The organism is Rhodococcoides fascians A25f, from assembly GCF_000760935.2.
In the GTDB taxonomy this organism is placed as follows: domain Bacteria; phylum Actinomycetota; class Actinomycetes; order Mycobacteriales; family Mycobacteriaceae; genus Rhodococcoides.
Genome location: NZ_CP049744.1, coordinates 2,082,700 through 2,108,082, shown reverse-complemented (window position 1 = coordinate 2,108,082; position 25,383 = coordinate 2,082,700). Strand labels below are relative to the sequence as shown.

Genomic DNA, 25,383 nt, shown 5'->3' with positions numbered 1-25,383 from the left:
CAGCTTAACCGATTACGACAGCTTGTCGTACTACCGGTTGTCGGTGTGGTCGGCGGCGGGAACACTGTCGACGTAGGCGACTTTGGTCTTGACGACCCCGAATACCTCGGCCCCGAGCACGACCACCAGCGCCCCCAGGATCGTCAGCCCCAACGAGTAGCGGTTGTAGAACTCGGCATCCTTGAGCGCGACCAGCACAATCAGCGCGATGACCATCTTGACCAGCCAGCCACCGAGCAACAGCGCCCCGACGGCCGAGGCCGGAAAACGTGTGGTGAGAGCAACCGACAGCGCCGTCGTGATGACAAAACCCCCGCCGATGGCCACTCCGATCAATGATCCCCACAGGCCGGGCGTGCCGGCCGCAGCCACCGAGATCCCGACGCTCACCACCGTCAGCACCACCAGGCCGATCAGTCCGTATCGGACGGCGGCGCGAAGCGGCGCGAATTGATCGGGCATGGACTGCGGAGTGAAGGTCACAGTTGTCGAGAGTAGCCGGGGCACGACGGGAAACAGAGGACGGGATCAGCTGCCTCGTCGTGCGCTTCGACGTACCGGCCCACGCGATCGATCCACCCGCAAGGTAGGGACAGCAGTGACCACCAGTGCGAACACCAGACCGGCGGCGACCAGAAGCACCACGATCCGCCGATCGAGCAGGGAAGATCCGACCGCCCCGAAGGCGAGCACACCGACCCACAGGTAGATCACCAGCACCACCCGTCGATGCGAGTGACCGATTTGCAGAAGTCGATGATGCAAATGCATCTTGTCGGGACTGAACGGGCTTCGTCCGGCCCGGGTGCGACGGATGACGGCCAACAGCAGATCGAGTATCGGGATGAGCATCACGGCACCGACCAACAGAAGTGGCGACAACAGGCCCAGCAGATCGCGCGGACCGTAAGCCGTCAACGGGATCCGCCCCGAGGCACTCGTCGAGATCGTGGCCAGCGTCAGCCCGATGAGCATGGAGCCCGAATCACCCATGAAGATGCGCGCGGGCTGGAAGTTGTGCGGCAGAAATCCCAGGCATGCACCGGCCAGCGCGGCGGCGATCAGCGCCGGCGGGTAGACGCCCACATCGCCGCCCTGCTCTTGCAACAGCCCCACCGAGAAAATGCAGATCGCCACCGAGGAAATGAGCCCGAGACCGGCGGCCAACCCGTCGAGACCGTCGACGAAATTCATGGCGTTGACGATCACGACGGTGATCAGAACCGTCACGAGTCCGGCTTGCAGTTGATCGAGAACCAGGGTGCTGCCCGGCTGACCGGGTTCGCCTCCCCAGGGCTGATACAGCACGACCCAGCTGACACCCATGATCACCAGCACGCCTGCTGCCGTCACCTGCCCGACGAACTTGGTCAGGGCATCCAGGCCCCAGCGGTCGTCGATGACACCGACCAGCACGATCACGAACCCGGCAACAAGCGCGGCCGGTATGTCGCGGTTGTAGGCCACGTCGAAACCCCGGGCCAGGGCCGGCAGCTGCGACGCGAACAGCAGGGCGGCGAGCATGCCCACGTAGATGCCCACTCCCCCGAGCCTCGGGGTGGCCTGCACGTGGACGTCACGATCGCGGGGAATGGCAACCGCACCGAATTTGATCGCCGCCACTCGTACTCCACCGGTGGCGAAGAACGTGACGACGGCAGCAGTGAGAAAGACCAGCAGTAGCTCCCGAATGGGAACGCCTGCCCCCAGATTCGACTGAGCCAGCAACTCGACGCTCATGCGGCACGGACGGGCATGTCAGGACGCTCCCGGGACCAGGCTTTCGGCGGTGACACCGAGAACCTCGGCAATCTTCTCGGTGGGAATGGCACCGACCCGCAGAATTCGTGCGCGGTCGCTCGTCAGATCCACGATGGTCGACGCCACCGCGTGATCTGCCGGTCCCCCGTCGAGGTAGACCGCCGCCGACCCACCCAGCTGCTCCCGTGCCTCTGTCACCGTGGTGGCAGGCGGGCTTCCCGAGATGTTGGCACTGGACACCGCGAGCGGGCCGACCTCACGCAGCAACTCGAGCGCGACCGGATGCAGCGGCATACGCAACATGACCGTGCCCTGGGCATCGCCCAGATCCCACGCCAGCGACGGCGCCTGCTGGACGACGATGCTCAACGCGCCGGGCCAGAACGCGCGAATCAGATCTCGGGTGCGCGGCCGGACACTCTGGACCAGGCCGTCGATGGTGTTCCACGAGCCGACGAGCACGGGCACGGGCATATCGCGTCCCCTGCCCTTGGCGCGCAGCAGATCTGTGACTGCGCTGCCGTCGAACGCATCGGCGGCGATCCCGTACAGGGTGTCGGTGGGCATCACCACGAGTCGGCCGGACTTGAGGGCACCGCGGGCCGCGGTCAATCCCGCAGCGCGCGCATCGGCTTCACTGCAGTCGTAAACGGTACTCACGGTGCCCATCCTTCCACTTGCGGCAACGAAGTGATGTCAGGTGCCGCTCCAGCCGTCAGGCAGAGGCAGGGTGCGCCCGTGTGGCGACGACGAACCTGGGTCTTCCTGCCAGGTCCGGATGCGCGATGACCTCGGTGAACACCCGTCTCCGGGACAGCAGAGCCGCCACCTCGTCGCCGTTGGAGTCGTCGTGCTCGATCGCGACGCCGCCGCCGACTCGAAGCCAACGGGCGATGTTGCCGACCATCGGCTCGATCACCGACAGTCCGTCGGCACCGCCGAAAAGGGCCATGTGCGGATCGTGATCGATCACTTCGGGATCGAGTTGTGCGCCTTCCGGGACGTAGGGCGGGTTCGCGACGATCATGTCGACCGTGCCGTCGAGTTCGATCAACACATCACGTGCCGTGACGTCGCCGTGGTGCAGGGTGATCGGGGTATCACCCTCACCGCTGCGCAGATCGGCATTACGCCTCGCCCACGCCAAGGCCGACGGATCCAGCTCGACGGCATGCACGACGGCGTCCGGCCGAGCGTTGGCGATCGCCAGCGCCAGCGCACCCGAACCCGTGCAGAGGTCGAGAATCACAGGCGGATGGCGGTCCACATTTTCGAGGAACGCGAGAGCCCAAGCCAACAGCAGCTCGGTCTCCGGACGCGGCACGAAGACACCCGGGCCCACTTCCACGTCGATGTTGCCCAGCGAGGTCTTACCCGTGATGTATTGCAGCGGAATACGTTTCGCGCGCTGCTCGATGGTCCGGAAGTACGCCTCGACGAGCTCTGGTTCGACGAGGGGAACAAGACCGAGACGGCCACGTTCCACACCGACGAGGTGCGCGGCAAGGAGTTCTGCATCGACACGTGGACTCGGCACACCGGCCGCCTCCAGCATCGATGTTGCTTCGAGGATGGCTAGGCGTAGCGGCTTGCGGCTCACCCGTTCAGACTGCCACGAAGCTCCGACCACTCACTCACACGCGTCCCAGTAACTCCGACTTCTTGGAGAAGAACTCGTCGTCGGTGAGGAAGCCCTTCGCGTGCAATCCGGCGAGAGCCTCGATCGCAGCGGTGATCTCGGAGATGTCGACGCCGACCTGGTTACCCCCGGACCCGGACTGGTTCGAGGCCTGCGGAGCCGAAGACTGCGGTGACGAAGACTGCTGTGACGAGGACTGTTGCGGGTAGGCCTGCGGTGCGGACTGGTTCTGCGAGTTCGTTCCGCTCGATTGCTGGTCCACTCGAGGCAGACTTCCTGCACTGAACGTGCCGTACTGGCTGGTGAATTCCAGCGACCCCGGTCCGCCGCCCTGCTGTTGCTGCACTCCCCCGATGGAGTGGTCCAGCGTGTCGTACACAGCCAGTTCCCCGCCCACGAGCACCGCGAGACGTCGGGAGCCCGGAAACACCGCGTACTGCGACCCGTTCTGGCCGCCGCTCGAACTCGGTGAACCCAGATCCGATGGCCACCACGAACCGGACCCGAACGAGTTACCACCGAACGAACCACCCGCGGCCTCTCGCGGCGGATACACCTGATGCTGCGACAACACCGCAGACAGATCACGACACAGGCCGTCGACCCGGCTCTTTAGCCCGTGATCGAACATGTTGCCCACCATGGTCATTCCGCCGCGCATCCACTGTCCGCTGCCACCGAGCTCGGGAATGTTGAATTGCGCCATGGAGCCGCGGCCGTTGTTGACGGCGTCGAGCATGGTGCGGACCGCGTCGGTCGAGATGCCGTAGCGAGACGACAGTTCGGTGACGGCGTTCTCGCCTGCGGGTGTCAAGGCCTGGTTCATTCTGCTGTGCCTCTCGGGGCTCTCGTGCGGGGTCGAACCTGGAAGCAAGGGTATCGCACCGAGCGATGGACCGGCCGATCGAAATCCGAAAGGCTTTGTGCCCCAACTACTCTGCTTGCATACGAGCGTCGCGGTCCGCCTTGGCCAGCGCGTCGAGCAACGCATCCATCTCTCCGTCGAGCAGGGCGTCGAGGTTGTGCGCCTTGAAGCCGATGCGGTGATCGGTGATGCGGTTCTCGGGGTAGTTGTAGGTTCTGATCCGCTCCGAGCGGTCGACGGTACGCACCTGGCTGGCTCGTCCGGCCGAGGCCTCTTCGTTGGCTGCTTCCTCTGCGGCCGCCTGGAGGCGAGCTGCGAGAACCTGCATGGCACGTGCCTTGTTCTGCAGCTGCGAACGTTCGTTCTGGCAGGTCACGACGATGCCGGTCGGAAGGTGCGTGAGCCGAACCGCGGAGTCGGTGGTGTTGACGCCCTGGCCGCCCTTGCCGGACGAGCGGTAGACATCGATACGCAGATCGGTTTCGTCGATCTGGACTTCTTCGACCTCGTCGGGTTCGGGATAGACCAGGATCCCGGCCGCGGAAGTATGCACGCGTCCCTGAGATTCGGTGACCGGCACTCGCTGCACCCGGTGCACGCCACCCTCGAATTTCAGACGCGCCCACACGCCGTCGAGCGGGTCCTTGGTCTTGATCGACAGGGTCGCGTCCTTGTATCCACCCAGGTCGGATACGTTCGCGTCGAGTACCTCCACCCGCCAGCCACGGCGTTCTGCGTAGCGCACGTACATCCGCGCGAGATCGGCTGCGAAGAGCGCCGATTCCTCGCCGCCCTCACCCGACTTGACCTCCATCACGATGTCGTCGCCGTCGTGCGGGTCGCGTGGCGCGAGCAGGTCGGTGAGGGTCTGCTCCAGGTGCAGCACTGTCGCCTCGAGCTCGGGGATCTCTGCTGCGAACGACGAATCGTCGGCAGCGAGCTCACGTGCGGCTTCGAGGTCGTCCTGAGCGGCGGTCAACTTGGTGTGCGCAGACATGATCGGTGCCAGTTCGGCGAACCTCTTGCCGGCTCTACGTGCCGCCGACGGGTCGTTGTGCAGCGCTGGGTCGGCGAGTTGCTGCTCGAGCCCGGAGTGTTCGGCAAGGATGTCGTCGATGGCCGAAGGCTTCACTGTTCTCGCCATGGGGATGACTCACTCTCGAACGCGGGTGCAACTGGGTGTGGACACAAAAAAGCCGACGCCCGTCCTGTGAATCACAGGACGGGCGTCGGCGGAACAGCTAGCTGTCTGCGTCGGCCTTCTTGCCGGCGCGCTTGCCGTAACGAGCCTCGAAGCGTGCGACGCGGCCGCCGGTGTCGAGAATCTTCTGCTTGCCGGTGTAGAAGGGGTGGCACTGCGAGCAGACCTCGACGCTGATGCGCTCTTTGTCGGTGGTGCTTCGGGTCTCGAAAGTATTTCCGCAACCACAGACGACTGTCGTCAGTGTGTAGTCGGGGTGAATTCCTGCCTTCATGGTGTCCTTACCGTTCTTTGTAATGGTCGCCGGGTCGCCTTCGCCGATCGAAGACGTGAACCGGAACCGGACTCGGCCGTTGATTATGCCAGAGCGTGCATCCGCCCTGCTAATCGTCGGTACTTCTGCGCCGACAGATGCTTACAACGCACGCACCTGCCGGCTTGTTCCCCGGGTGAAAGATCCGGGGAACAACCGATCAGTCGTTGTTGCCGCCGGGTGCCGTCTTCGAGACTTCCATCAGGAACTCGAGGTTGTTCTTACTCTTCTTCAGTCGATCGACCAGCAGGTCGATGGCCTGGTGGGAGTCGAGTCCGGACAACACGCGTCGCAACTTGTGCACCACTGCCGCCTCGTCGGGAGCAAGAAGCAGTTCGTCGTGGCGGGTGCTGGACGGGTTGATGTCGACGGCCGGGAACACGCGCCGCTCCGCGATCTTTCGATCGAGCTTGAGCTCGGCGTTACCGGTGCCCTTGAACTCCTCGAAGATCACGGTGTCGCCGGTGGATCCGGTCTCGACCATGGCCGTGGCGATGATCGTCAGCGATCCACCGTGCTCGATGTTTCGAGCCGCACCGAGGAACCGCTTCGGCGGATACAGCGCGGTCGAGTCGACACCACCGGACAGGATTCGTCCCGAAGCCGGCGAGCTGTTGTTGTACGCACGTCCCAGACGGGTGATCGAGTCGAGCAGAACCACCACGTCCTGTCCGGCTTCGACCAGGCGCTTGGCCCGTTCGATCGCCAACTCCGCAACGGCGGTGTGATCGCCCGGCGGCCGGTCGAACGTCGATGCGATGACCTCGCCCTTGACGCTGCGCTGCATGTCCGTAACTTCTTCGGGACGCTCGTCGACGAGGATGACCATCAGGTAGCACTCGGGATTGTTGATGGCGATCGCGTTGGCAATAGCCTGCAGAACGCTGGTTTTGCCTGCCTTCGGCGGGCTGACGATGAGCGCACGCTGGCCCTTGCCGATCGGCATCACCAGGTCGATGATGCGCGTGGTGAGGATGTTCTGCTGGGTCTCGAGACGCAGACGCTGGTTGGGGTACAGCGGGGTGAGTTTGCCGAATTCCGGACGCTTGCGGGCAGCCTCGACCTCTCCCCCGTTGACGGTGTCCAATCGCACGAGCGGGTTGAACTTCTGCCGCTGGCTCGACTGCTCGCCTTCGCGTGCCACTCGAACTGCGCCGGTGACGGCATCGCCGCGACGAAGACCGTTCTTGCGGACGAGGTTCATCGACACGTAGACGTCGTTCGGTCCGGCCAGGTAGCCCGAGGTGCGGACGAACGCGTAGTTGTCGAGAACGTCGAGGATGCCGGCTACCGGCTGAAGAACATCGTCCTCACGAATCTCGGTGTCGCGCTCGCGTCCGCCGCCGCCGCCGTCGTTGCCCTCGCCACGATCGCGTCCACGACGCCGCTCACGGAACCGACGACCCCGACGACCCCGGCCTTCGCCCTCGTCGTCCTGATTGTTGTCGCGGTTGTCGCGAGGACCGTTGTTTCGCTCCTCGTTGCGGCCATCGTTGCGGTTGTCGTTGCGACCATCGCCCTGATTGCGGTTACGGCCGTTGCGATCGGACTGATTGCGACCACCGTTGTCACGGTTGGAGTTGTCCCGATCACCCTGGTTGCGATCACCCTGGTTGCGGTCGTTCTGGTTGCGGTCGTTCTGGTTGCGGTTGCCGTTGTCCCGGCTGCCGTTCTCGCGGGTGGCCGTGTCGCGGTCGCCCTGATTACGGCTTCCGTTGTCACGGGCCCCGTTGTCTCGGTTGCCGTCGGCGTCACGCTGTTCCCGGTCGGATCCGTCCTGACGGTTCCGCTCGCCGCGACTGCGTCGCGGCCGCTCGGGGGCGGCGTTGTCGCCCTCGTCCTGCTTTTCGCTCGACGCGGTGTCCGCGGAGGAAGTGGTTGCTGCGGTCTCGGATCCAGCCGAGTTGTCGCTGTCATCCAGCGGGAGCTGATCGGGTGCACCTGCGCGGCGACCTGCTGCTCGACGGCCACGTGCGCGACGACCGGTTTCGGGCGCCGAGTCTGCCGCGTCGACCGACTGCGTCGCCGAGGCGTCGGCAGTCGACACCTCGGGTGCCGGTGCGGCCTCTGCTGCAGGTCGATCTTCGACGGTGGGTGTCGACGCAGCGGCGCGGCGCGTCTTGGGTGCGTCGGACTTGGGTGCGTCGGACTTGGCCGACTTCGCCGAAGCAGCACCCGATTGATGCTCGGAAATGGCTGCGATCAGGTCGCCCTTGCGCATACCGGAGATGCTCTTGATGCCGAGTTCGCCAGCGAGGCTGCGTAGCTCGGTGAGAACCATTCCGGACAGGCCTGCACGTCGGCGTGACGTTTCGGGCGCAGAGATAAGTTCCGTATCGGTCACGGAGGTCCTTTCCTTCCCTCGCTCGCTCGATGCGCAGCCGAGGGTTCGTTCCGCAGTTCGACGTTCTGCCGAACTCGGATATTGCCGTTCATGTTCGACGCACTCCGTCGACGACACCATCGATCCGAGACCGCAGAGAACCACGGGAAGGATCGAGTCAGGAGCGTCACATCACTCGGACGTTTGAATCCCCCGAATACAGCGACCTGATTGCCCTGACGAAACCGGCGTCTGAAGCGCACGATGTACGGACAGGGTTCACCATAGCGCCGTTGTCCCCACTCGGCAAGAACCCTACCCGGCGTTTGTCACGCGACGGTCACTCCGTCGGCTACCTCCAGGTCGAGTACCCGCCACCCCTCGGCGGTTGCGGCGTCGCGCAGATCCGTCGGAAACTCTTCGGTGCACAACGCCATGACGGTCGGTCCCGCCCCTGAGACCACGGCCGCGATCGATCGGGCGCGCAGAGTCGCGATCCAGCGCGTGGTGTCGGGCAGCGCTTGGGCCCGCTGTCCTTGATGAAGCAGATCTTCCGTCGCCGACATCAGCAGATCCGGACGCTGAGTCAGCGCCACCACCACGAGAGCACTCCGACTCACGTTGAAGGCCGCATCACGATGGGGCACCAACTCGGGCAACAGACCCCGCGTGTGCGAGGTCGACGAGCGCTCCGACGGCACGAGCACGACGACCCTGATGGTCGGATGCACATCGAGCCTCACGGCCGCGTACTTCCGCGCCGTCACACTGGCATTGGGCGGTTCGCTCCACGACACGACGGCTCCGCCGAGGCAGCTCGCCGACGCGTTGTCGGGATGCCCCTCGAATTCCGACGACAACTGAACGAGCTGGCTCTCCGACAGTGCGCTGGACGGATCGACTTTCGCAGCGAGCGCGTTGGCCGCTGCGAGGCCCCCGACCACAGCCGACGCCGACGAACCGAGACCTCTCGAATGAGGAATTGCGTTGCGGCAGTGGACATCCAGACCGTCGGCCCACACTCCGGCAGCTTCGAGCCCTCGCTCGATGGCGCGCACCACCAGATGCGTCGGCCCCCACGGGACATCCGCCGAGCCCTCGCCGTCGACATGAATCCTCAGCCCCGACGCCGTGGTCGTGACCTCGATTTCATCGTAGAGCCCCAGAGCGATTCCGAGAGTGTCGAATCCGGGTCCGATGTTGGCACTGGACGCCGGAACGCGCGCGGTCACCGTGAGCCCGATCGGAAGTGTCGTCGTCATAGCCGGAGATTCCGTCAACTCAGGCCAGCTCGAGCGCAGCCGCGACAGCGACGGGATCGACCGAAATCGGTTCTACGACAGGCATACCCGACAACGCGGTGTCGGGATCCTTGAGACCGTTACCGGTCACCGTGCAGACGACGGTCAGGCCCGGCTCCAGCCAGCCTTCTTTTCGAGCCGCCAACAGTCCGGCGACGCTGGCCGCGGAGGCCGGTTCGACGAACACGCCCTCTGTCTTCGCGATCAAGCGGTATGCCTCGAGGATCTCCTCGTCGGTCGCTGCGCGGAATGCTCCGTTCGATTCCTCCTTGGCATTGACGGCACCGTTCCAGGATGCGGGTGAGCCGATCCGGATTGCGGTGGCGATCGTTTCCGGGTCCTTCACCGGCGCACCGTGAACCAGAGGAGCGGCACCCGCGGCCTGGACTCCGAGCATCCGCGGCTTGCGCGTGGTGAGACCGTCACGGAAGTACTCCGAGTAACCGCGCCAGTACGCGGTGATGTTGCCTGCGTTGCCGACCGGCAGAGCGTGGATGTCCGGCGCGTCGCCGAGGGCGTCGCAGATCTCGAAGGCCGCGGTCTTCTGGCCTTCGATGCGGACGGGATTGACGGAGTTGACCAGACCGATGGTCGGGAACTCGGCCGTGGTCTTGCGGGCCAGTTCGAGGCAATCGTCGAAGTTGCCCTGTACCTGAATGATCTTGGCTCCGTGCATGACTGCCTGAGCGAGCTTGCCCATGGCGATCTTGCCCTGCGGAACCAGTACGGCACAGCTCATTCCGGCCTTTGCCGCATAGGCCGCAGCAGAAGCAGAGGTGTTGCCGGTCGAGGCGCAGAGCACGGCCTCTTGGCCCCTTGCGAGCGCGTCGGTGACGGCCATGGTCATTCCGCGGTCTTTGAAGGAGCCGGTGGGATTGAGCCCTTCGACCTTGAGATGCACTGTGCAGCCGGTCAATTCGGACAGATGTCCGGCGGGCAGCAGCGGAGTTCCGCCCTCGCGCAACGTGACGGTCTTCCAGTCCGGACCGATCGCCAGACGCGAGCGGTATGCCTCGATCAGACCGGGCCAGGGGGTGTGGACGCTCATACGGTGGTGCCTTCCAATCGGAGAACGCTTGCGACGTGGACGACCACATCGAGCTGCTCGAGCGATGCAACGGTTTCGGACAATGCGGAGTCGGCCGCGAGGTGGGTGACGACGACGAGCCTGGCTCCGTCACCCGAGCCCTGCTGACGCACGGTGGAGATGCTGACGTCCCGCTTGGAGAACTCGGCCGCCACGGTGGCCAGGACGCCGGGCTTGTCCGCGACCTGCATGCTGACGTAGTAACGAGTGAGGATGTCACCCATCGGGGCCACCTTGAGCTTGGCGTACTTGGATTCGAGTGGGCCCCGCCCCCCGTAGAACTTGTTGCGCGCGGCCATCACCAGATCGCCCAGCACTGCGGACGCAGTCGGTGCACCGCCTGCGCCCTGCCCGTAGAACATCAGGCGGCCGGCAGCCTCGGCTTCGACGACCACGGCGTTGAACGCACCGTTGACCGATGCCAACGGGTGGTTCAGCGGAACGAGCGCGGGGTAGACCCGAGCGGAGATTCGCTCCTTGCCCTTGGGCGTGACGATCCGCTCGCAGATGGCCAGCAGCTTGATGGTGCAGTCCAGGGATTTTGCGGTTTCGAGATCGTCCGAGGTGATCTTGCTGATGCCCTCGCGGTAGACGTCACCGGCCGTGACCCGGGTGTGGAATGCGATGGACGCCAGGATGGCGGCCTTCGAGGCCGCGTCGTAGCCCTCGACGTCGGCGGTCGGGTCGGCTTCGGCGTAGCCCAAACGCCCCGCCTCGGCAAGGGTTTCGGCGTAGTCCGCTCCCGTCTCGTCCATAGCGGAGAGAATGAAGTTGGTCGTACCGTTGACGATGCCGGCAACCTTGTTCACGCGGTCGCCCGCAAGGGACTGCATCAGTGGACGAACCACCGGGATTGCTCCGGCCACGGCCGCCTCGAAATACAGGTCGGCACGCGACTTCTCGGCAGCGTCCGCGAGTTCGCCGGTGTACTCGGCCAGGAGGGCCTTGTTCGCAGTGATGACGGACTTGCCCTTCTCGAGGGCAGAGAGCACGAGCTTGCGGGGAATGTCGATGCCGCCGAGCACCTCGACGACGATGTCGACATCGTCGCGGCCGACCAGCTCCGCCGGATCGTCGGTGAGCAGCTCGGTGGGCACTCCACGATCGCCGTCTACCCGACGCACCGCGATGCCCCGAATCTCCAGCGGCGCACCGATTCTCGCTTCGAAGTCCTCGGCATTCTCGGTGAGGATCCGAACGACCTCGCTGCCGACGTTTCCGAGTCCGAGTACGGCGACGCCTATCGGCTTCGATGTCATGGCTGAACCTCCAAGCTGAGCAGATCTTCGATGGTTTCCCGCCGTAGGACCAGGCGCGCTCGCCCGTCCTTGACTGCGACCACTGCGGGCCGCGTCAGCAGGTTGTAGCGACTGGACATGGAGTAGCAGTAGGCCCCGGTGGCCGCTACCGCGAGCAGGTCACCGGGCCCGACGTCCGCCGGCATCCATGTGTTCTTGATGACGATGTCGCCGCTCTCGCAATGCTTTCCGACCACTCGCGCCAGAACGGCTGGAGCCTCGCTGGTTCGCGAAACCAATCGGCAGTCGTACTCCGCCTGATACAGCGAGGTGCGAATGTTGTCGCTCATTCCTCCGTCGACGCTGATGTAGCGTCTGCGCGTCGCCTTGTCGACGGTGACATCCTTGATGGTGCCCACCTCGTACAGCGTGACGGTGCCCGGTCCGGCAATGGCACGGCCGGGTTCGACGGCGATCGTCGGAACCGGCAATCCCACCGCGGCAGATTCGGTCTCCACGATGGCGGTCAACTTCGCTGCGAGCTGCTCCACCGGTGGCGGGTCGTCACTGGCGACGTACGAAATGCCCATGCCGCCACCGAGATCCAGAGTCGAGATCTGTGCGGTTTTTTCGACACCGAACTCCGAGACGATGTCTCGGAGCAGGCCGATGACCTTGTGCGCGGCCAGCTCGAAGCCGTCGACCTCGAAGATCTGCGATCCGATGTGGCTGTGCAGTCCCACGAGGCGAAGGTTGTCGGCAGCGAACACGCGGCGAACCGCGTCGAGTGCCGAACCGTCGGCGAGCGAGAAGCCGAACTTCTGGTCCTCGTGCGCCGTGGCGATGAACTCGTGCGTATGCGCTTCCACGCCGACGGTGATGCGGATCAGAACGTCCTGGACCACACCGGCCGCGCCGGCAACGTCGTCGAGACGGTCGATCTCGATGTTGGAGTCGAGAACCACGTGCTCGACGCCCGCGCGCACGCCCGCCTCGAGCTCGGCGACCGATTTGTTGTTGCCGTGCATGGCAATTCGGTTCGCCGGAAAACCTGCGGCCAGCGCGATAGCCAACTCCCCGCCGGAACAGATGTCAAGCGACAGCCCTTCGTCGGCGACCCAACGCGCGATCTCGCCGCAGAGAAATGCCTTGGAGGCGTAGTGCACTCGTTCGGGCGCTCCGAAAGCGGCTGCCATTTCGCGGCAACGCGAACGGAAGTCGTCCTCGTCGATGACGAACAGTGGCGTCCCGTACTGCTCCGCGAGTTCGGTGACCGATACTCCGGCGAGACGAACCGTTCCGTCGTCACCGCGCTCGGCATTACGGGGCCACACCTGATCGGGCAACGTGGTCATCTCGGACGCGTCTACCGGGCGATGGGATGTCGACTGTTTCGCCGGTGCATCGGCATGCTTGGGCCCGGCCGGATGTGCGCTCACATGCGCTCCGGTGCGCTGACCCCGAGCAGTTCGAGGCCGTTGGCCAGGACCTGCCGGGTCGCGTTCCCCAACGCCAGTCGTGCGGTGTTCACAGGTCCGGGCTCCTCGTCTCCTTGTGGAAGTACTCGACACGCACCGTAGAAACGGTGATAAGCACCCGCCAACTCTTCGAGGTAGCGGGCAATCCGGTGTGGCTCACGCAGTTCGGCGGCGCTGGCCACCACTCGGGGGTACTCGCCGATCGTCCTGATCAGCTCGCCTTCCTGCTCGTGCGTGAGCAGGCTCAGATCCGGTTGGTCCGCAACGATTCCCAGTTCGGCGGCATTTCGCGCGAGCGAGGCCAGCCGGGCATGGGCGTACTGGACGTAGTACACCGGGTTCTCGTTGCTGGCGCTCGCCCACAGGGCCAGATCGATGTCGATGCTGGAGTCGACGGACGACCGAATCATCACGTACCGGGAGGCGTCGACGCCGATGGCGTCGACCAGGTCGTCGAGCGTGATGACGGTACCGGCTCGCTTGCTCATCTTCACGGCAACGCCGTCGCGAACGAGGTTGACCATCTGTCCGATGAGGACCTCGACGGTCGCGGGGTCGTCTCCGAACGCCGCCGCGGCGGCCTTGAGCCGTCCGATGTATCCGTGGTGGTCTGCTCCGAGCATGTAGATGCACAGGTCGAAGCCGCGCTGCCGCTTGTTCTGGAAGTAGGCGATGTCGCCGGCGATGTAGGCAGCGTTGCCGTCGCTCTTGATGACGACGCGATCCTTGTCGTCACCGAAGTCGGTGGACCGGAGCCACCAGGCCCCGTCCTCCTCGTAGAGGCTCCCCGAGGTCTTGAGGTACTCGACCGACTTGTCGACGGCTCCGGACTCGAACAGCGAGTTCTCGTGGAAGTAGACGTCGAAATCGACACCGAACTCGTGCAGGTTCGCCTTGATCCGATCGAACATCAACTCGGTGCCGATGGACCGGAACGCCTCTTCCTGCGCCTCGGTGTCCAGCGCGAGCGCATCGGGTCGCTCGGCGAGCACGTGCGCTGCGATCTCGGCGATGTATTCGCCCGCGTAGCCGTTGTCGGGTGCAGGCTCACCCTTCGCAGCGGCGATGAGCGAGTGCGTGAAGCGCGCGATCTGAGCGCCGTGGTCGTTGAAGAAGTACTCGCGGGTGACCTCCGCGCCGTGGGCGGTCAAGATCCGACCGAGCGCGTCGCCGACGGCGGCCCACCGGGTTCCACCGAGGTGCACCGGACCTGTCGGGTTGGCCGAGACGAACTCGAGGTCGACCTTCTTGCCTGCCATCGACGATCCGTTGCCGAACGACGCGCCTGCCGCGAGTACCCGGGCAACGATCTCGCCCTGCGCGGCGGCGGCCAGCCTGATGTTCAGGAATCCGGGGCCTGCAACGTCGGCGCTGTCGATCGCGGCCTCGGCCGCGAGAGCTTCGGCGAGCCAGCCGGCGAAGTCGCGTGGATTGGCACCGGCCTTCTTCGCGACCTGCAGAGCCACGTTGGTCGCGTAGTCGCCGTGCTCGGGGTTACGGGGACGCTCGACGGTCAGCTTCGCAGGTAGAACGGATGCGTCCAGGCCGCGGTCGGCGAGCACCTTCGCGGCGGTCGCGTGGAGCAGTTCGGCAAGATCGGCAGGAGTCACAGGTAGCTATCCTATTGGCTGGTGTGCGGCGTACTCGCATCCACTGCCCGTCCGATCGCGGGCCCACCCGGCCGAAGCGCTCGTTGCAGGCCCTGAGCACGCTCTCAGGCAGAGAACGTACAGTAAGGGCGCTCTGCGCGGACGGTCCTTGGTCACCGCCGTCACCAGCAGATACGCACGACCAGCGACACCGACCACCACCTTTCCTCGACTGAGAGAGCAACTACAGCGATGCCAACGGGTCCCGACAAAGGCAGTCAGAACAAGTCGGCTGCGAAGGCAGACAAAGCCATCAACGCAGCCAACAAGAAGTCAGCTCGCAAGAAGAAGGGCGGCGTGCCTGCTGCCAAGGGCAGGCAGATTCCCTGGCTGACGGTTGCCGGTGTCGTAGTGGTTGTCGGCCTCGTCGCAGGACTGGGAATCAATCTGTATCCGAAGTACCAGGATCGAGCCGAGGCGCAGAAGTTTGCGCCCAGCGAGTCCAACCAGGATCCGTCGACGGGCATCGAGGGCGTGACGGTCCAGGAATATCCCGCAGCTCTGCACGTCGCGCGCACGCAGCGGGTCGCCTACGACCAGTCGCCGCCGTTCGGCGGGCCGCACGACGCCGTGTGGGCCACCTGCACGGGAATCGTCTATCCCGAGGCCATTCGCACCGAGAATGCCGTGCACTCCCTCGAACACGGAGCCGTCTGGGTCACCTACAACCCCGACGACCTGAACGAAGACCAGGTCCAGTCGCTGGCCGATCGCGTCGACGGTGAAACCCAGATGATGATGTCGCCCTACCCCGGTCTGGACACCCCTGTTTCGCTGCAGTCCTGGGGCCACCAGCTCAAGCTGGACAGCGTGGACGACGCACGCATCGGCCAGTTCATCTCTGCGCTGCGCCTGAACCGCTTCGCCTACCCGGAGGTCGGTGCCAGCTGCGCATCGGTGCCCACCACCTCGGGCGACGGCAGCGACGGCTTCGATCCGGACAACCCGCCACTGTTCGACGCCTCGGCACCCGGAGCGGACGCCGTTCCGATGGACGGTGCAGGTATCACCCCCGACACCAGTGAGACCAGTGGGACCGGCGGACTGCCCGGTGGAGCGCAGCTACCCAGCGAACTTCAGGTTCCCGCGAGCTGATGACCGAATCGACAGTCGACTCGACCACCGGCCCATCCGCGACCAAGCCGAGCCAGCGCACTGCGCTGGTTGTCTTGGCGCTGATCGCCGTTCTCGCGATCGGTTTCGCGCTGGGCTTTCTGGTGCAGAGTCCGTTCCGTGACGGTGACAACTCGCCTGCCGCGGACTCGGTCGATGTCGGTTTCGCACAGGACATGACCGTGCACCACAACCAGGCAATCGAGATGGCCGCGGTGGCATTGACCAATGCTCCCGATCAGGCCGTCAAGAACCTGGCGTTCGACATGCTCACCTCGCAGCAGAATCAGGTCGGCCAGATGCAGGGCTGGTTGGCTCTGTGGGACCGCGCACCGATATCGACCGACGGCTACATGACCTGGATGACGGCCGACGACTCGGACGGCCACTCCATGGGTGGGATGTCGATGGAACCGGGGTCCTCCGATCCCACCAAGGCAATGCCCGGCATGGCCAGTTCCGCGGAGCTCGCAGCGCTTCGGCAGGCAACGGGCACGGACGTCGACGTGATGTTTCTTCAGCTCATGCTGCGCCACCACGAGGGCGGTCTGGCCATGATGGAATACGCCCAGACTCATGCGCAGTCGCCTGCCGTGATCAACCTGGCGAAATCCATGGTGGCTACCCAGACCAGCGAATCGACGTTGATGAAGCAGATGCTTGCCGCGAAGGGTGCGCAGCCGCTGCCCGAGGGGTGATTTCGGCTCCGGTCACGTATGCGCTAGTCTTTCGTACAGCCCAACAGGCACGCCGGCCGAAGCCGGTGCGCCCCCGTAGCTCAGGGGATAGAGCGTTCGCCTCCGGAGCGAAAGGCCGCAGGTTCGAATCCTGCCGGGGGCACACATCTTTCACGCATGTCACCGCAGCCCTGTGACTGCTCGAACGAGACGGTGGACTTCGATGTCCGAGGATCTCCCCCACATCGACACGGTCGTCGACGACCTGTACTCGCTGGCTCCTGCCGATTTCGTGTCGCACCGTTCGGCGTACGTCGCCCGGTTCAAGAAGGCCGGAGACAAGTCCGGAGCCACTCGCATCGGCGGACTCCGTAAGCCCACTGTCGTGGCCTGGTTGGTGAACACACTCGCTCGTCAGGACGAATCGGCCCTCGCGGAACTGTTCGAGCTCGGCGAGCAGCTCGAACGAGCTCAGCAGCGGGGCGATGGCCACCGACTGCGCGAGTTGTCCACTGCTCGAAGCACTTCGATACGCGCACTGACAGAACAAGCCATCTCTTCGGGACACGAACTCGGAGTGACCGTCGGTGACAATGCTGCTCGCGAGATCGCCAACACCCTGAACGCGGCGATGGCCGATCCCGAGATTCGCGACCGCGTGCGGGCGGGCCGAACCGTCACGGCCGAAACCTACAGCGGCTTCGGGCCGGCGCTGCTTTCTCTCGTTCCCGACCCACCCGACCCACCCGACGACGAGACCGAGACCGAGACCGAGACCGACGGTGTTTCGGACACTGCCGATGACGCACCCGAGTCCGATCCCGAGGACTCCTCCGAAGCCGATCAGCTGCGCGAGGCCGAACACGATCGACTGGTCGCCGAACTGGACGCTGCCGAAACCGCGTTCGATGCCGCGCGCGATGCGGCCGAAACTGCTGACTCCGATACAGAACGTGCCGCGTCCGAACGACGCAGCGCCACAAAGGAAGTCGAGAGGCTCGAAGCCGAGCTGGACGCCGCCAGAGCCGAAGCGAAGGCGGCGCGGGCAGCGGAGAGAACAAGCGTCGAGCAGGCCGAATCGACAGCGGAGGCTCTCGAGGCGGCCCGGGCACGCGTGGCCGAAGCCCGGGCGGCCCTCGAAGCACAGAGCTGACCTACCCTGGCGGCATGACCACACGCTGGCAAGCCGAGAATTCAGCCGACGATTCCAAGCGGTACATCGAGCGCTTCGACCGCCTGGCCGAACGCGGCGTGGATCTGCACGGTGAGGCCCGTATGGTCGACGCGTTGGTCTCCCCCGCGTCGAGCATTCTCGATGCCGGATGCGGTACCGGCCGACTCGGTGCCGAACTGGCTCGCCGCGGACACCGGGTGACCGCAGTGGATCTAGACCCTGTTCTCGCCGAGGCCGCGCGAGCACACCCCGAACTCGACGTCCACGTCGCCGACCTGACGACGCTGAATCTCGGACGAACATTCGACGCAGCAGTCGCGGCAGGCAACGTACTCGTCTACATGGATCCGGGCACCGAACGGGAAGCGCTGGAACGTATCTGGGCTCACCTGGCCGACGGCGGGGTGTTCGTCACAGGCTTCGCCACCGATCGGGAGTACACGGTCGACATGCTCGACGAGGATCTGGCGGCGGTCGGCTTCGTCGTCGAGCATCGTTTCGCGACCTGGGACCTACGGCCCTGGCGCGACGACGCGGACTGGGCTGTGACCGTGGCTCGAAAGCCAGCGCTGCTGGCCTGACACGACATCGATCGGGACCGACCGTTGCCGGCCGGTCCCGATCTTCGAGCGAGCGACGGGATTCGAACCCGTGTGAACGGCTTTGCAGACCGGTGCCTAGCCACTCGGCCACACCCGCATCACCGATGACGATGCCGTATCGGCCGACCGACAACCACGGTTGCGATCATCGTGATTCGAACGCCGAAGGGTTGATTCGGATGCGCCGGGGAAGACTGTCGCTCATGAAGGAACACATGGCCAAGTTGCGGGAGTCGTTCTGGTTCATTCCCGCAGTCCTGGGAGTCTTTGCGCTCCTACTCGCGCAAGCACTCGTCAGCCTCGACCGCTACCTACTCGACGCCCGAGTGGATCTGACGGGTTCGCTGCTCTATCACGTCGGGGCCAGTGGCAGCCGGGATATTCTCGGCGCGATCGGCGGCTCGATGTTGGGTGTGGCCGCGACGTCGTTCTCCATCACCATCTCCGTACTCGCCACTGCCAGTTCGTCGTACGGCCCCCGCCTGGTGCGCAACTTCATGGCCGACCGGGGAAATCAGGTGGTACTCGGCATCTTCGGGGCAACGTTCCTGTACTCGCTGATGGTCCTGCGCTCGATCCGATCGATCGAATCCGATGGTTCGGTGTTCGTCCCCGACATTGCCGTCAACGTTGCCGTGGCGCTCGCGGTCGTCGACGTCGGTGTACTCGTCTACTTCATCCATCACATCGCCCAGTCCATCCAGGTTGCGACGCTGTCCGCCCGGGTCCGCGACGAGCTTTCCGAGTCCGTCGACTCGCTGTATCCACTGGAGCAACCCGACGACGCGGCGTCGGCAGACGGAATTTCCAAGCCACCCGTCTACACAACGGTTCTCGCCGAGGAATCCGGAGTGATCATCGACATCGACGAGGACGCACTGCTGGGCATCGCGGCCGACAGCAGCACCATGGTCGAGATTCATCGAGCACCCGGTGATCATGTCGTCGCCGGTGAACCGCTCGCAGACATCCTCGCCGATCGATCGGCCGACATATCCGAGGACGCGATCGGACGAGTACGAGGATCGTTCGACATCGGCACCAGCCGAACACCCCGGCACGACATAGCCTTCGCCGTCGAGCAGATGACCGAAATGGCGGTGCGCGCGCTGTCCACCGGGGTCAACGACCCGTACACGGCACGCAACGCCATCGACGATCTCTCGGTCGGACTCGTGGCGGTAGTTCAGCGCCCAGTGCCCTGCCGTGCACGGCGCGACTCCGACGGCACCGTGCGACTGATCATTCGCCGCGTGGCCGTCTCGTCGCTGATCGACCACGCGCTCGATGCAGTGCGCATCTACGGGACCGGCAGTCCCATGGTGGTCCAGGCCGGAATCCGCCTCGCCGAAAGAGTCGGCCGTGCCGCGCGCTCCACCGACGATGTCGACTCCGTGTTGGCGCAACTGAGTCTGCTGGACGCAGCCCTGACCGCCGACGAGACCGACAACGCGCGCACAGCCGATGCCCGCGAGCAGATTTCACGGACCCGAGCAGCGATCACCGATCGAGTGCCACTCGCCGTACTTCGCACCGTCATTCGGTAGACGCACGAACCGGACACCGTGGGAGGATGGTATGTATGCCAGCACCTTCGCCGCTTCCCCTCGACCCCATTGCAGAGGCCCACCGTCAGTGGACCAAGCACGGGTGGTCCGATGCCGCCGACGGTATGGCCGCTGTCACCTCGCTCATGCGCGCTCAGCAGATCATGCTGGCCCGGGTCGAGGAAGCGTTGAAGCCGACGGGACTGACCTTTTCACGGTACGAACTGCTGACGTTGTTGACGTTCACCAAGAACGGCGCGCTACCGATGGCGAAAGCCAGTGCTCGACTGCAGGTGCACCCCACCAGTGTGACCAATGCGGTGGACCGCCTCGAATCCGTCGGATACGTGCGCCGCATTCCCCACCCCAGCGATCGACGCACCACCTTGGTCGAAATCACCGAGCAGGGGCGCACGTTGGCGGTCGAAGCCACCGAGCGCCTGAACACGCTGGTATTCGCCAAGCCCGGGCTCGCGCGTGACAAGCTGATGGCCCTGGTCCGGATCCTTGCGGAACTGCGTTCGGATGCAGGCGATTTCGACAGTGATGACATCACCACATCGTTTCGACAATGATCGTGACTCGTCACAAGTAAATGGAACACCCGTACCGTTCGTGGTGAAATGGCACTGCGCGCAGGGCGAGGCGGATCTGTCGAAGGGCGGGGCGGGTGCTGGTGTTGGGGGTCGGAGCGGGTGCACACGGTGCACGTGCAATTCTGACGTATCTGGACAGTCCACATCGCACACCGATCGTGTCGAGAACGGTGCGCCGCGCGCCCGGCCAGCCCTTGGCCACGACGATCGCCACCGGAGTCGACGCTATCCATTCCATCGCAGCGACAATGTCGCTGCCAGTGCAGTTCTCGGCCATCGCGTACCGGGTGGCCACCGATCCCGGCTCGGTCGCAACCCGCGGCACCGCCCGCACGGCGTCACTCGTACCGGAAACCGCTGCGCAAGTGCGCTATCTGCGTTTCATCGGGCTGGTACCGAACCACGGGGTCACCGCCCTGTGCGACATCGGTAGCACCGGAACCACAGTCACCGTCGTCGATCTCGCGTCGTCCCGGACCCTGATGACGCGGCGTACCGCCACGTTCTGCGGAGACGATCTCGATCACTCGGTTCGTCGATTGCTCTCCGCCAACGGGGTTCGCCTCGGAATCGATGCCAGCCGATCCATCAAGGAGCAACTGAGCGTCGACTCCGTCGTCAGCACGGCGGATCCGTCCGGAACCGCGCGCCACGTGCTGACGCGGCGCGACTTCGACGATCTGATTGCCGGCCCCGTACGGTATGCGGGCATGCTCGTCGAGCAGACGATCCAATTGTCCGGGGCCAGACCGCAGTCCATCGTCGTGGTCGGCGGCGGCGCGAACATCACCTCGATTGCGCGGTCGCTGGAGCTGCGGACCGGTCTGCCCACCCTGGTGCCGTCGATGCCCGAATTGGTGTCGGCCCGCGGTGCCGCCCTCCTGTCTCCCGACAGGTAGGGCGGACCTGGGAGTGGAGCCTGCGGAACGACCCAGAAGATGAGCTAGCGGTGCCGGAAACTGGGCGTGCGCTTCTCGATGAAAGCCGACATGCCTTCCTTCTGGTCCTCGGTTGCGAAGGCAGAATGGAACACCCGGCGCTCGAACAGAACGCCTTCGCTCAAACTCGACTCGAACGATCGGTTCACCGCTTCCTTTGCCATCATGGCGATCGGGAGCGACATTTCGGCGATGGTGGTCGCGGTCGCGATGGCGTCGTCGAGGAGGCCCGCGGCCGGCACGATGCGCGAGACCAGCCCCGCGCGCTCGGCTTCGTCGACCTTCATGTTGCGACCGGTCAGACACATCTCCATGGCCTTGGCCTTGCCCACCGCACGCGTCAACCGCTGTGACCCGCCGATCCCCGGAATGACGCCCAGTTTGATCTCGGGTTGCCCGAATACCGCTGTGTCCGAAGCAATCAGCACATCGCACAGCATGGCGAGCTCGCATCCACCGCCGAGTGCATAGCCGGACACCGCCGCGATCAACGGCGTCCGCGCCGATGCCAATCGGTCCCACGCCGCGAAGAAGTCGTCGAGGTAGACGTCCATGTACGACTTCGGCTGCATCTCCTTGATGTCGGCGCCGGCCGCGAAAGCTCGCTCGGATCCGGTGATCAGAATGGCACCGATCCCGGAGTCTGCATCGAGTTCCTCGACCACCGAGACGACCTCACGCATCAACTGGGAGTTGAGCGCGTTCAACGCCTTCGGGCGGTTGAGCGTGATGATGCCGACGCGTCCTCGACGCTCGAGCAGGATGGTCTCGTACTCGGTCACTGGCCGGCTCCGTTCGAGCGTTCGCGGATGTCGTTGATGATGCCGGAGAAGTCCACGTCGGTTCCCCCGCCGGACGTTTCCTTGAACCGCGCGTAGAGTTCGGCTGCGCGCAGGCCGAGCACTCCCTCGACCCCGTTGTCGCGCAGTGCATTCGCAGCCAGACCCAGGTCCTTGTCCATGAGCGCCGCAGCGAATCCGGGCTTGTACTCGTTGTTTGCCGGGCTCGTCGGAACAGGCCCGGGCACCGGGCAGTTGGTGGTGAGCGCCCAACATTGACCGGACGCAGTCGACGCCACGTCGAACAGTGCCTGGTTGCTCAGGCCGAGCTTCTCCCCCAGCACGAAGGCCTCGCTGATCGCGATCATCGACACTCCGAGGATCATGTTGTTGCAGATCTTGGCGGCCTGGCCGTTGCCCGCTGCGCCGCAGTGCACCACTTTACGGCCCATGACGTCGAGAACTGCTGCGGCAGAGGAGAAGTCTTCCTCCGAACCGCCCACCATGAAGGTCAACGTTCCCGCGGCCGCTCCCCCGACACCGCCGGACACCGGCGCGTCGAGACTGCGATGACCGGCCTCGCGCACCAGCGTGTGCGCGGCGTGGGCGTCGGCGACGTCGATGGTCGAGGAATCGATGAACAACGTTCCCGGTGCGGCCGCGGGCAGCAGGTCGGCATACAGCCCGAGGACGAGCCTGCCGTTGGGCAGCATCGTGATGACGATGTCGGCATCTGCGACCGCAGCGACTGCCGACTCCACCACAGTGACGCCGTCTTTCGCTGCTTGTTCGAGCGCCGCAGGCACCAGGTCGAAGCCTTGCACGGTGTAGCCGGCCGCAGCCAGATTGGCGGCCATCGGTCCGCCCATGTGCCCGAGACCGATGAAGCCGATCGTTTTCTCGCTCATGACTGCTCACCTTCTGTGTGTGCTCGGGCCAGGCCGAGTTCGGCGTCCCCCAGGGGCGCGAAGTATCGGTCTATGTCCTCGGCTGTGACGTCCGCCGATGTGGCCGGCTGCCACTGCGGATTGCGATCCTTCTCGACTACCTGCGCACGGATGCCCTCCACCAGATCGTGACTGCTCAGCGACGCGACCGACACGCGGTACTCCTCGTTCAGCACGGCCTCGAGCGAGGGCAGCGTCGCAGCCCGACGCAGAGACCGCAGTGTCACCGCGAGCGACACCGGCGACTTGGACGCGATGTCCTTGCTTGCCTGCTGCGCCTCCGGTACCGGGCTGGCGGCCAGGGCGTCGACGATGCCTTGCACATCGTCGCCCGCATAGCATTCGTCGATCCAGTCCTGTTGAGCGGCGATTGCAGACTCCGGCGCAGGCTCGCTGAACGTCGCAACGGCCTCGCCGACGCTGACGGATTCGAGAGCCGCGTAGAACTTCTCGAGGTTCTCCGACGGAACGTAATGGTCGGCGAATCCAACCGCGATGGCGTCGGCCGCGTTCATTCGTGCCGTGGTGAGCGCGAAGTGGGTGCCGATCTCGCCGGGTGCGCGCGAGAGCAGGTACGTGCCACCGACATCGGGGACGAAGCCGATGCCCACTTCGGGCATCGCGATCTTGGAACGCTCGGTCACGATGCGAGTGTTCGCGTGCGCCGACAGTCCTACTCCTCCGCCCATGACGATGCCGTCCATGATCGCGACGAAGGGCTTCGGGAATCGGGCGATCGCGGCATTGAGCACGTACTCGTCGCGCCAGAAGTCCTTACTGCCGCTACCGCCGTCTTTGGCGTCGTGGTAGATCGAGACGATATCGCCACCGGCGCACAGCCCCCGTTCACCGGCACCGGTCAACAGGACGGTGTCGACGGTGTCGTCGGTTGCCCACTGCGCCAGCGTCGGAGCGATCTGTTGCACCATCGCGTGCGAGAGGGCGTTGATGGCTTTCGGGCGATTGAGAGTGATGCGACCGATCCCGCCGGACACCTCGAGGAGAACGTCACTCATGCCGCACCCACGATCGAACGAGCAACGACGACGCGCATGATCTCGTTGGTACCTTCCAGAATCTGGTGGACCCGGAGGTCGCGGACGATTTTCTCGACACCGTACTCGGCGAGGTAACCGTATCCGCCGAGCAGCTGCAGCGCGCCGTTGGCGACCTCGAATCCGGTATCGGTGCCGAAACGCTTGGCCATCGCGCACATTTCGACCTTGTCGGCTGCGTCGTTCTGCAACCCGTCCGCAGCTCGCCACAGCAGGGTTCTGGCGGCTTCGAGCTCGGTCTTGAAATCCGCCAACCGAAACTGCAGGGCCTGCGAGTCGAGCAACCTGGCACCGAATGCATTGCGGTCGGCGAGGTAGGCCACGGCCTTGTCGAGAGCGGACTGTGCGCCGCCGATCGAGCACGCGGCGATGTTGATGCGTCCGCCGTTGAGCCCGTTCATCGCGATACGAAATCCGTCGCCCTCCCCGCCGAGCAGATTCTCGGCCGGAACGCGGGCACCCTCGAAGATCACCTGGCGGGTGGGTTGAGCGTTCCACCCCATCTTCTTCTCGTTCGCTCCGAACGACAGTCCTGCAGTGTCCTTCGGCACGATGAACGCCGAGATGCCGCGGGGACCCGGCTCTCCGGTGCGGGCCATGACGACGTACACCTCGGAAGTGCCTGCGCCGGAGATGAACTGCTTGACGCCGTCCAGCACGTACTCGTCACCGTCGCGGACGGCTTTGGTACCGAGCTTTGCCGCATCGGATCCAGCGCCGGGTTCGGTGAGGCAGTAACTACCCAATCGATCCATCGAGCACAGTCCCGGGAGCCAGCGCTGCCGTTGCTCGTCGTTTCCGTAGGTGTCGACCATCCACGCAACCATGTTGTGGATGGAGATGTACGCCGCGATGGACGGGTCACCGGTGGCGAGTTGCTCGAAAATTCGTACGGCGTCGACTCGGGTCAAGCCCGATCCACCCACATCCTCGCGAATGTAGATGCCACCCATCCCGAGTCCGGCGGCCTTACGCAGAACGTCCACCGGGAAATGCTTCTGCTGATCCCACTCGACGGCGTTCGGTGCGAGGAACTCGTCCGCGAAGTCGCGAGCTGTGTCGTTGATGGCACGCTCGTCCTCGTTCAACGTGAACATGGC

The 25,383-nt window shown here is 64.8% G+C and carries 24 protein-coding genes and 2 tRNA genes; 8 read left to right on the top strand and 18 right to left on the bottom strand.

Features of this window, described 5'->3' with window-relative positions:
- Nucleotides 1-30 precede the first annotated feature (30 nt).
- The 13 genes from BH93_RS10070 to argS all read right to left on the bottom strand — a co-directional run bounded on the left by BH93_RS10070 (nucleotide 31) and on the right by argS (nucleotide 14,816).
- Nucleotides 31-462 (bottom strand): hypothetical protein, encoded by a 432-nt coding sequence (locus BH93_RS10070; protein ID WP_052065953.1) that lies wholly within the window; start codon nucleotides 460-462, stop codon nucleotides 31-33.
- A gap of 66 nt (nucleotides 463-528) precedes the next feature.
- Complete coding sequence (locus BH93_RS10065; protein WP_032378889.1) at nucleotides 529-1,740, bottom strand: glycosyltransferase family 4 protein; 1,212 nt, start codon at nucleotides 1,738-1,740, stop codon at nucleotides 529-531.
- Nucleotides 1,741-1,758: 18 nt separating this feature from the next.
- Nucleotides 1,759-2,421, bottom strand: coding sequence for an L-threonylcarbamoyladenylate synthase (locus BH93_RS10060; protein WP_032379490.1), 663 nt, complete (start codon nucleotides 2,419-2,421; stop codon nucleotides 1,759-1,761).
- Between the two features lie 55 nt (nucleotides 2,422-2,476).
- Complete coding sequence (prmC, locus tag BH93_RS10055; RefSeq protein WP_052058751.1) at nucleotides 2,477-3,361, bottom strand: peptide chain release factor N(5)-glutamine methyltransferase; 885 nt, start codon at nucleotides 3,359-3,361, stop codon at nucleotides 2,477-2,479.
- Between the two features lie 34 nt (nucleotides 3,362-3,395).
- Entirely contained in the window at nucleotides 3,396-4,226 is an 831-nt protein-coding gene (locus BH93_RS10050; protein ID WP_037177712.1) for an SHOCT domain-containing protein, read from the bottom strand.
- A gap of 106 nt (nucleotides 4,227-4,332) precedes the next feature.
- A complete protein-coding gene (prfA, locus tag BH93_RS10045) occupies nucleotides 4,333-5,409 on the bottom strand; it encodes a peptide chain release factor 1 (RefSeq protein WP_032378891.1) in 1,077 nt (358 codons plus the stop codon).
- A 97-nt stretch (nucleotides 5,410-5,506) separates the two neighbouring features.
- Nucleotides 5,507-5,740: a 50S ribosomal protein L31 gene (rpmE, locus tag BH93_RS10040; protein WP_008715081.1), complete on the bottom strand. Its 234-nt coding sequence runs from the start codon at nucleotides 5,738-5,740 to the stop codon at nucleotides 5,507-5,509.
- A gap of 199 nt (nucleotides 5,741-5,939) precedes the next feature.
- A complete protein-coding gene (gene rho / locus BH93_RS10035) occupies nucleotides 5,940-8,123 on the bottom strand; it encodes a transcription termination factor Rho (protein ID WP_155291134.1) in 2,184 nt (727 codons plus the stop codon).
- Between the two features lie 308 nt (nucleotides 8,124-8,431).
- Nucleotides 8,432-9,364, bottom strand: a complete 933-nt coding sequence (gene thrB / locus BH93_RS10030; RefSeq protein WP_037177709.1) for a homoserine kinase — start codon at nucleotides 9,362-9,364, stop codon at nucleotides 8,432-8,434.
- Nucleotides 9,365-9,383: 19 nt separating this feature from the next.
- Nucleotides 9,384-10,451: a threonine synthase gene (thrC, locus tag BH93_RS10025; RefSeq protein ID WP_027497914.1), complete on the bottom strand. Its 1,068-nt coding sequence runs from the start codon at nucleotides 10,449-10,451 to the stop codon at nucleotides 9,384-9,386.
- Nucleotides 10,448-11,749 (bottom strand): homoserine dehydrogenase, encoded by a 1,302-nt coding sequence (locus BH93_RS10020; protein ID WP_032378893.1) that lies wholly within the window; start codon nucleotides 11,747-11,749, stop codon nucleotides 10,448-10,450. The genes thrC and BH93_RS10020 overlap by 4 nt, the downstream gene beginning before the upstream one ends.
- On the bottom strand, nucleotides 11,746-13,167 hold the full coding sequence (gene lysA / locus BH93_RS10015; protein WP_037177706.1) for a diaminopimelate decarboxylase: 1,422 nt from the start codon (nucleotides 13,165-13,167) through the stop codon (nucleotides 11,746-11,748). Before lysA ends, BH93_RS10020 begins: the two co-directional genes overlap by 4 nt.
- The gene (argS, locus tag BH93_RS10010) at nucleotides 13,164-14,816 is read right to left on the bottom strand and encodes an arginine--tRNA ligase (protein ID WP_037177703.1); all 1,653 of its coding nucleotides are present in this window, start codon (nucleotides 14,814-14,816) and stop codon (nucleotides 13,164-13,166) included. The genes lysA and argS overlap by 4 nt, the downstream gene beginning before the upstream one ends.
- A gap of 231 nt (nucleotides 14,817-15,047) precedes the next feature.
- Here argS and BH93_RS10005 point away from each other — a divergent pair, with 231 nt between their 5' ends.
- The 5 genes from BH93_RS10005 (at nucleotide 15,048) to BH93_RS09985 (ending at nucleotide 18,400) form a co-directional block, all read left to right on the top strand.
- The gene (locus BH93_RS10005) at nucleotides 15,048-15,950 is read left to right on the top strand and encodes a DUF3105 domain-containing protein (RefSeq protein WP_032378896.1); all 903 of its coding nucleotides are present in this window, start codon (nucleotides 15,048-15,050) and stop codon (nucleotides 15,948-15,950) included.
- Complete coding sequence (locus BH93_RS10000; RefSeq protein ID WP_032378897.1) at nucleotides 15,950-16,666, top strand: DUF305 domain-containing protein; 717 nt, start codon at nucleotides 15,950-15,952, stop codon at nucleotides 16,664-16,666. The genes BH93_RS10005 and BH93_RS10000 overlap by 1 nt, the downstream gene beginning before the upstream one ends.
- 69 nt (nucleotides 16,667-16,735) lie before the next feature.
- Nucleotides 16,736-16,808: transfer RNA gene (locus BH93_RS09995), tRNA-Arg, on the top strand.
- A gap of 60 nt (nucleotides 16,809-16,868) precedes the next feature.
- Nucleotides 16,869-17,798 carry a hypothetical protein gene (locus BH93_RS09990; RefSeq protein ID WP_052065900.1) on the top strand — a complete coding sequence of 310 codons (930 nt, stop codon included), beginning with the start codon at nucleotides 16,869-16,871 and terminating at the stop codon, nucleotides 17,796-17,798.
- A 14-nt stretch (nucleotides 17,799-17,812) separates the two neighbouring features.
- Complete coding sequence (locus tag BH93_RS09985; protein ID WP_037177700.1) at nucleotides 17,813-18,400, top strand: class I SAM-dependent DNA methyltransferase; 588 nt, start codon at nucleotides 17,813-17,815, stop codon at nucleotides 18,398-18,400.
- Between the two features lie 47 nt (nucleotides 18,401-18,447).
- Here the strand turns inward: BH93_RS09985 and BH93_RS09980 are convergent.
- Nucleotides 18,448-18,518: transfer RNA gene (locus BH93_RS09980), tRNA-Cys, on the bottom strand.
- A gap of 106 nt (nucleotides 18,519-18,624) precedes the next feature.
- On the opposite strand from BH93_RS09980, the gene BH93_RS09975 reads away from it, so the two are divergent.
- The 3 genes from BH93_RS09975 to BH93_RS09965 all read left to right on the top strand — a co-directional run bounded on the left by BH93_RS09975 (nucleotide 18,625) and on the right by BH93_RS09965 (nucleotide 21,463).
- Nucleotides 18,625-19,968 carry a DUF2254 domain-containing protein gene (locus BH93_RS09975; RefSeq protein ID WP_052065948.1) on the top strand — a complete coding sequence of 448 codons (1,344 nt, stop codon included), beginning with the start codon at nucleotides 18,625-18,627 and terminating at the stop codon, nucleotides 19,966-19,968.
- Between the two features lie 35 nt (nucleotides 19,969-20,003).
- Nucleotides 20,004-20,543: a MarR family winged helix-turn-helix transcriptional regulator gene (locus BH93_RS09970; RefSeq protein WP_032378900.1), complete on the top strand. Its 540-nt coding sequence runs from the start codon at nucleotides 20,004-20,006 to the stop codon at nucleotides 20,541-20,543.
- Between the two features lie 95 nt (nucleotides 20,544-20,638).
- Entirely contained in the window at nucleotides 20,639-21,463 is an 825-nt protein-coding gene (locus BH93_RS09965; RefSeq protein ID WP_037177697.1) for a hypothetical protein, read from the top strand.
- 44 nt (nucleotides 21,464-21,507) lie between these two features.
- On the opposite strand, the gene BH93_RS09960 is transcribed toward BH93_RS09965, so the two are convergent.
- Genes BH93_RS09960 through BH93_RS09945 form a run of 4 tightly spaced genes read right to left on the bottom strand, consistent with a single transcriptional unit; the run spans nucleotide 21,508 to nucleotide 25,380 of the window.
- A complete protein-coding gene (locus BH93_RS09960) occupies nucleotides 21,508-22,284 on the bottom strand; it encodes an enoyl-CoA hydratase (RefSeq protein ID WP_037177694.1) in 777 nt (258 codons plus the stop codon).
- Nucleotides 22,281-23,189 (bottom strand): 3-hydroxyisobutyrate dehydrogenase, encoded by a 909-nt coding sequence (gene mmsB, locus BH93_RS09955; protein ID WP_032402879.1) that lies wholly within the window; start codon nucleotides 23,187-23,189, stop codon nucleotides 22,281-22,283. Before mmsB ends, BH93_RS09960 begins: the two co-directional genes overlap by 4 nt.
- Nucleotides 23,186-24,244: an enoyl-CoA hydratase/isomerase family protein gene (locus BH93_RS09950; protein ID WP_037177691.1), complete on the bottom strand. Its 1,059-nt coding sequence runs from the start codon at nucleotides 24,242-24,244 to the stop codon at nucleotides 23,186-23,188. The genes mmsB and BH93_RS09950 overlap by 4 nt, the downstream gene beginning before the upstream one ends.
- Nucleotides 24,241-25,380: an isobutyryl-CoA dehydrogenase gene (locus BH93_RS09945; protein ID WP_037177688.1), complete on the bottom strand. Its 1,140-nt coding sequence runs from the start codon at nucleotides 25,378-25,380 to the stop codon at nucleotides 24,241-24,243. Before BH93_RS09945 ends, BH93_RS09950 begins: the two co-directional genes overlap by 4 nt.
- Nucleotides 25,381-25,383: the final 3 nt, after the last annotated feature.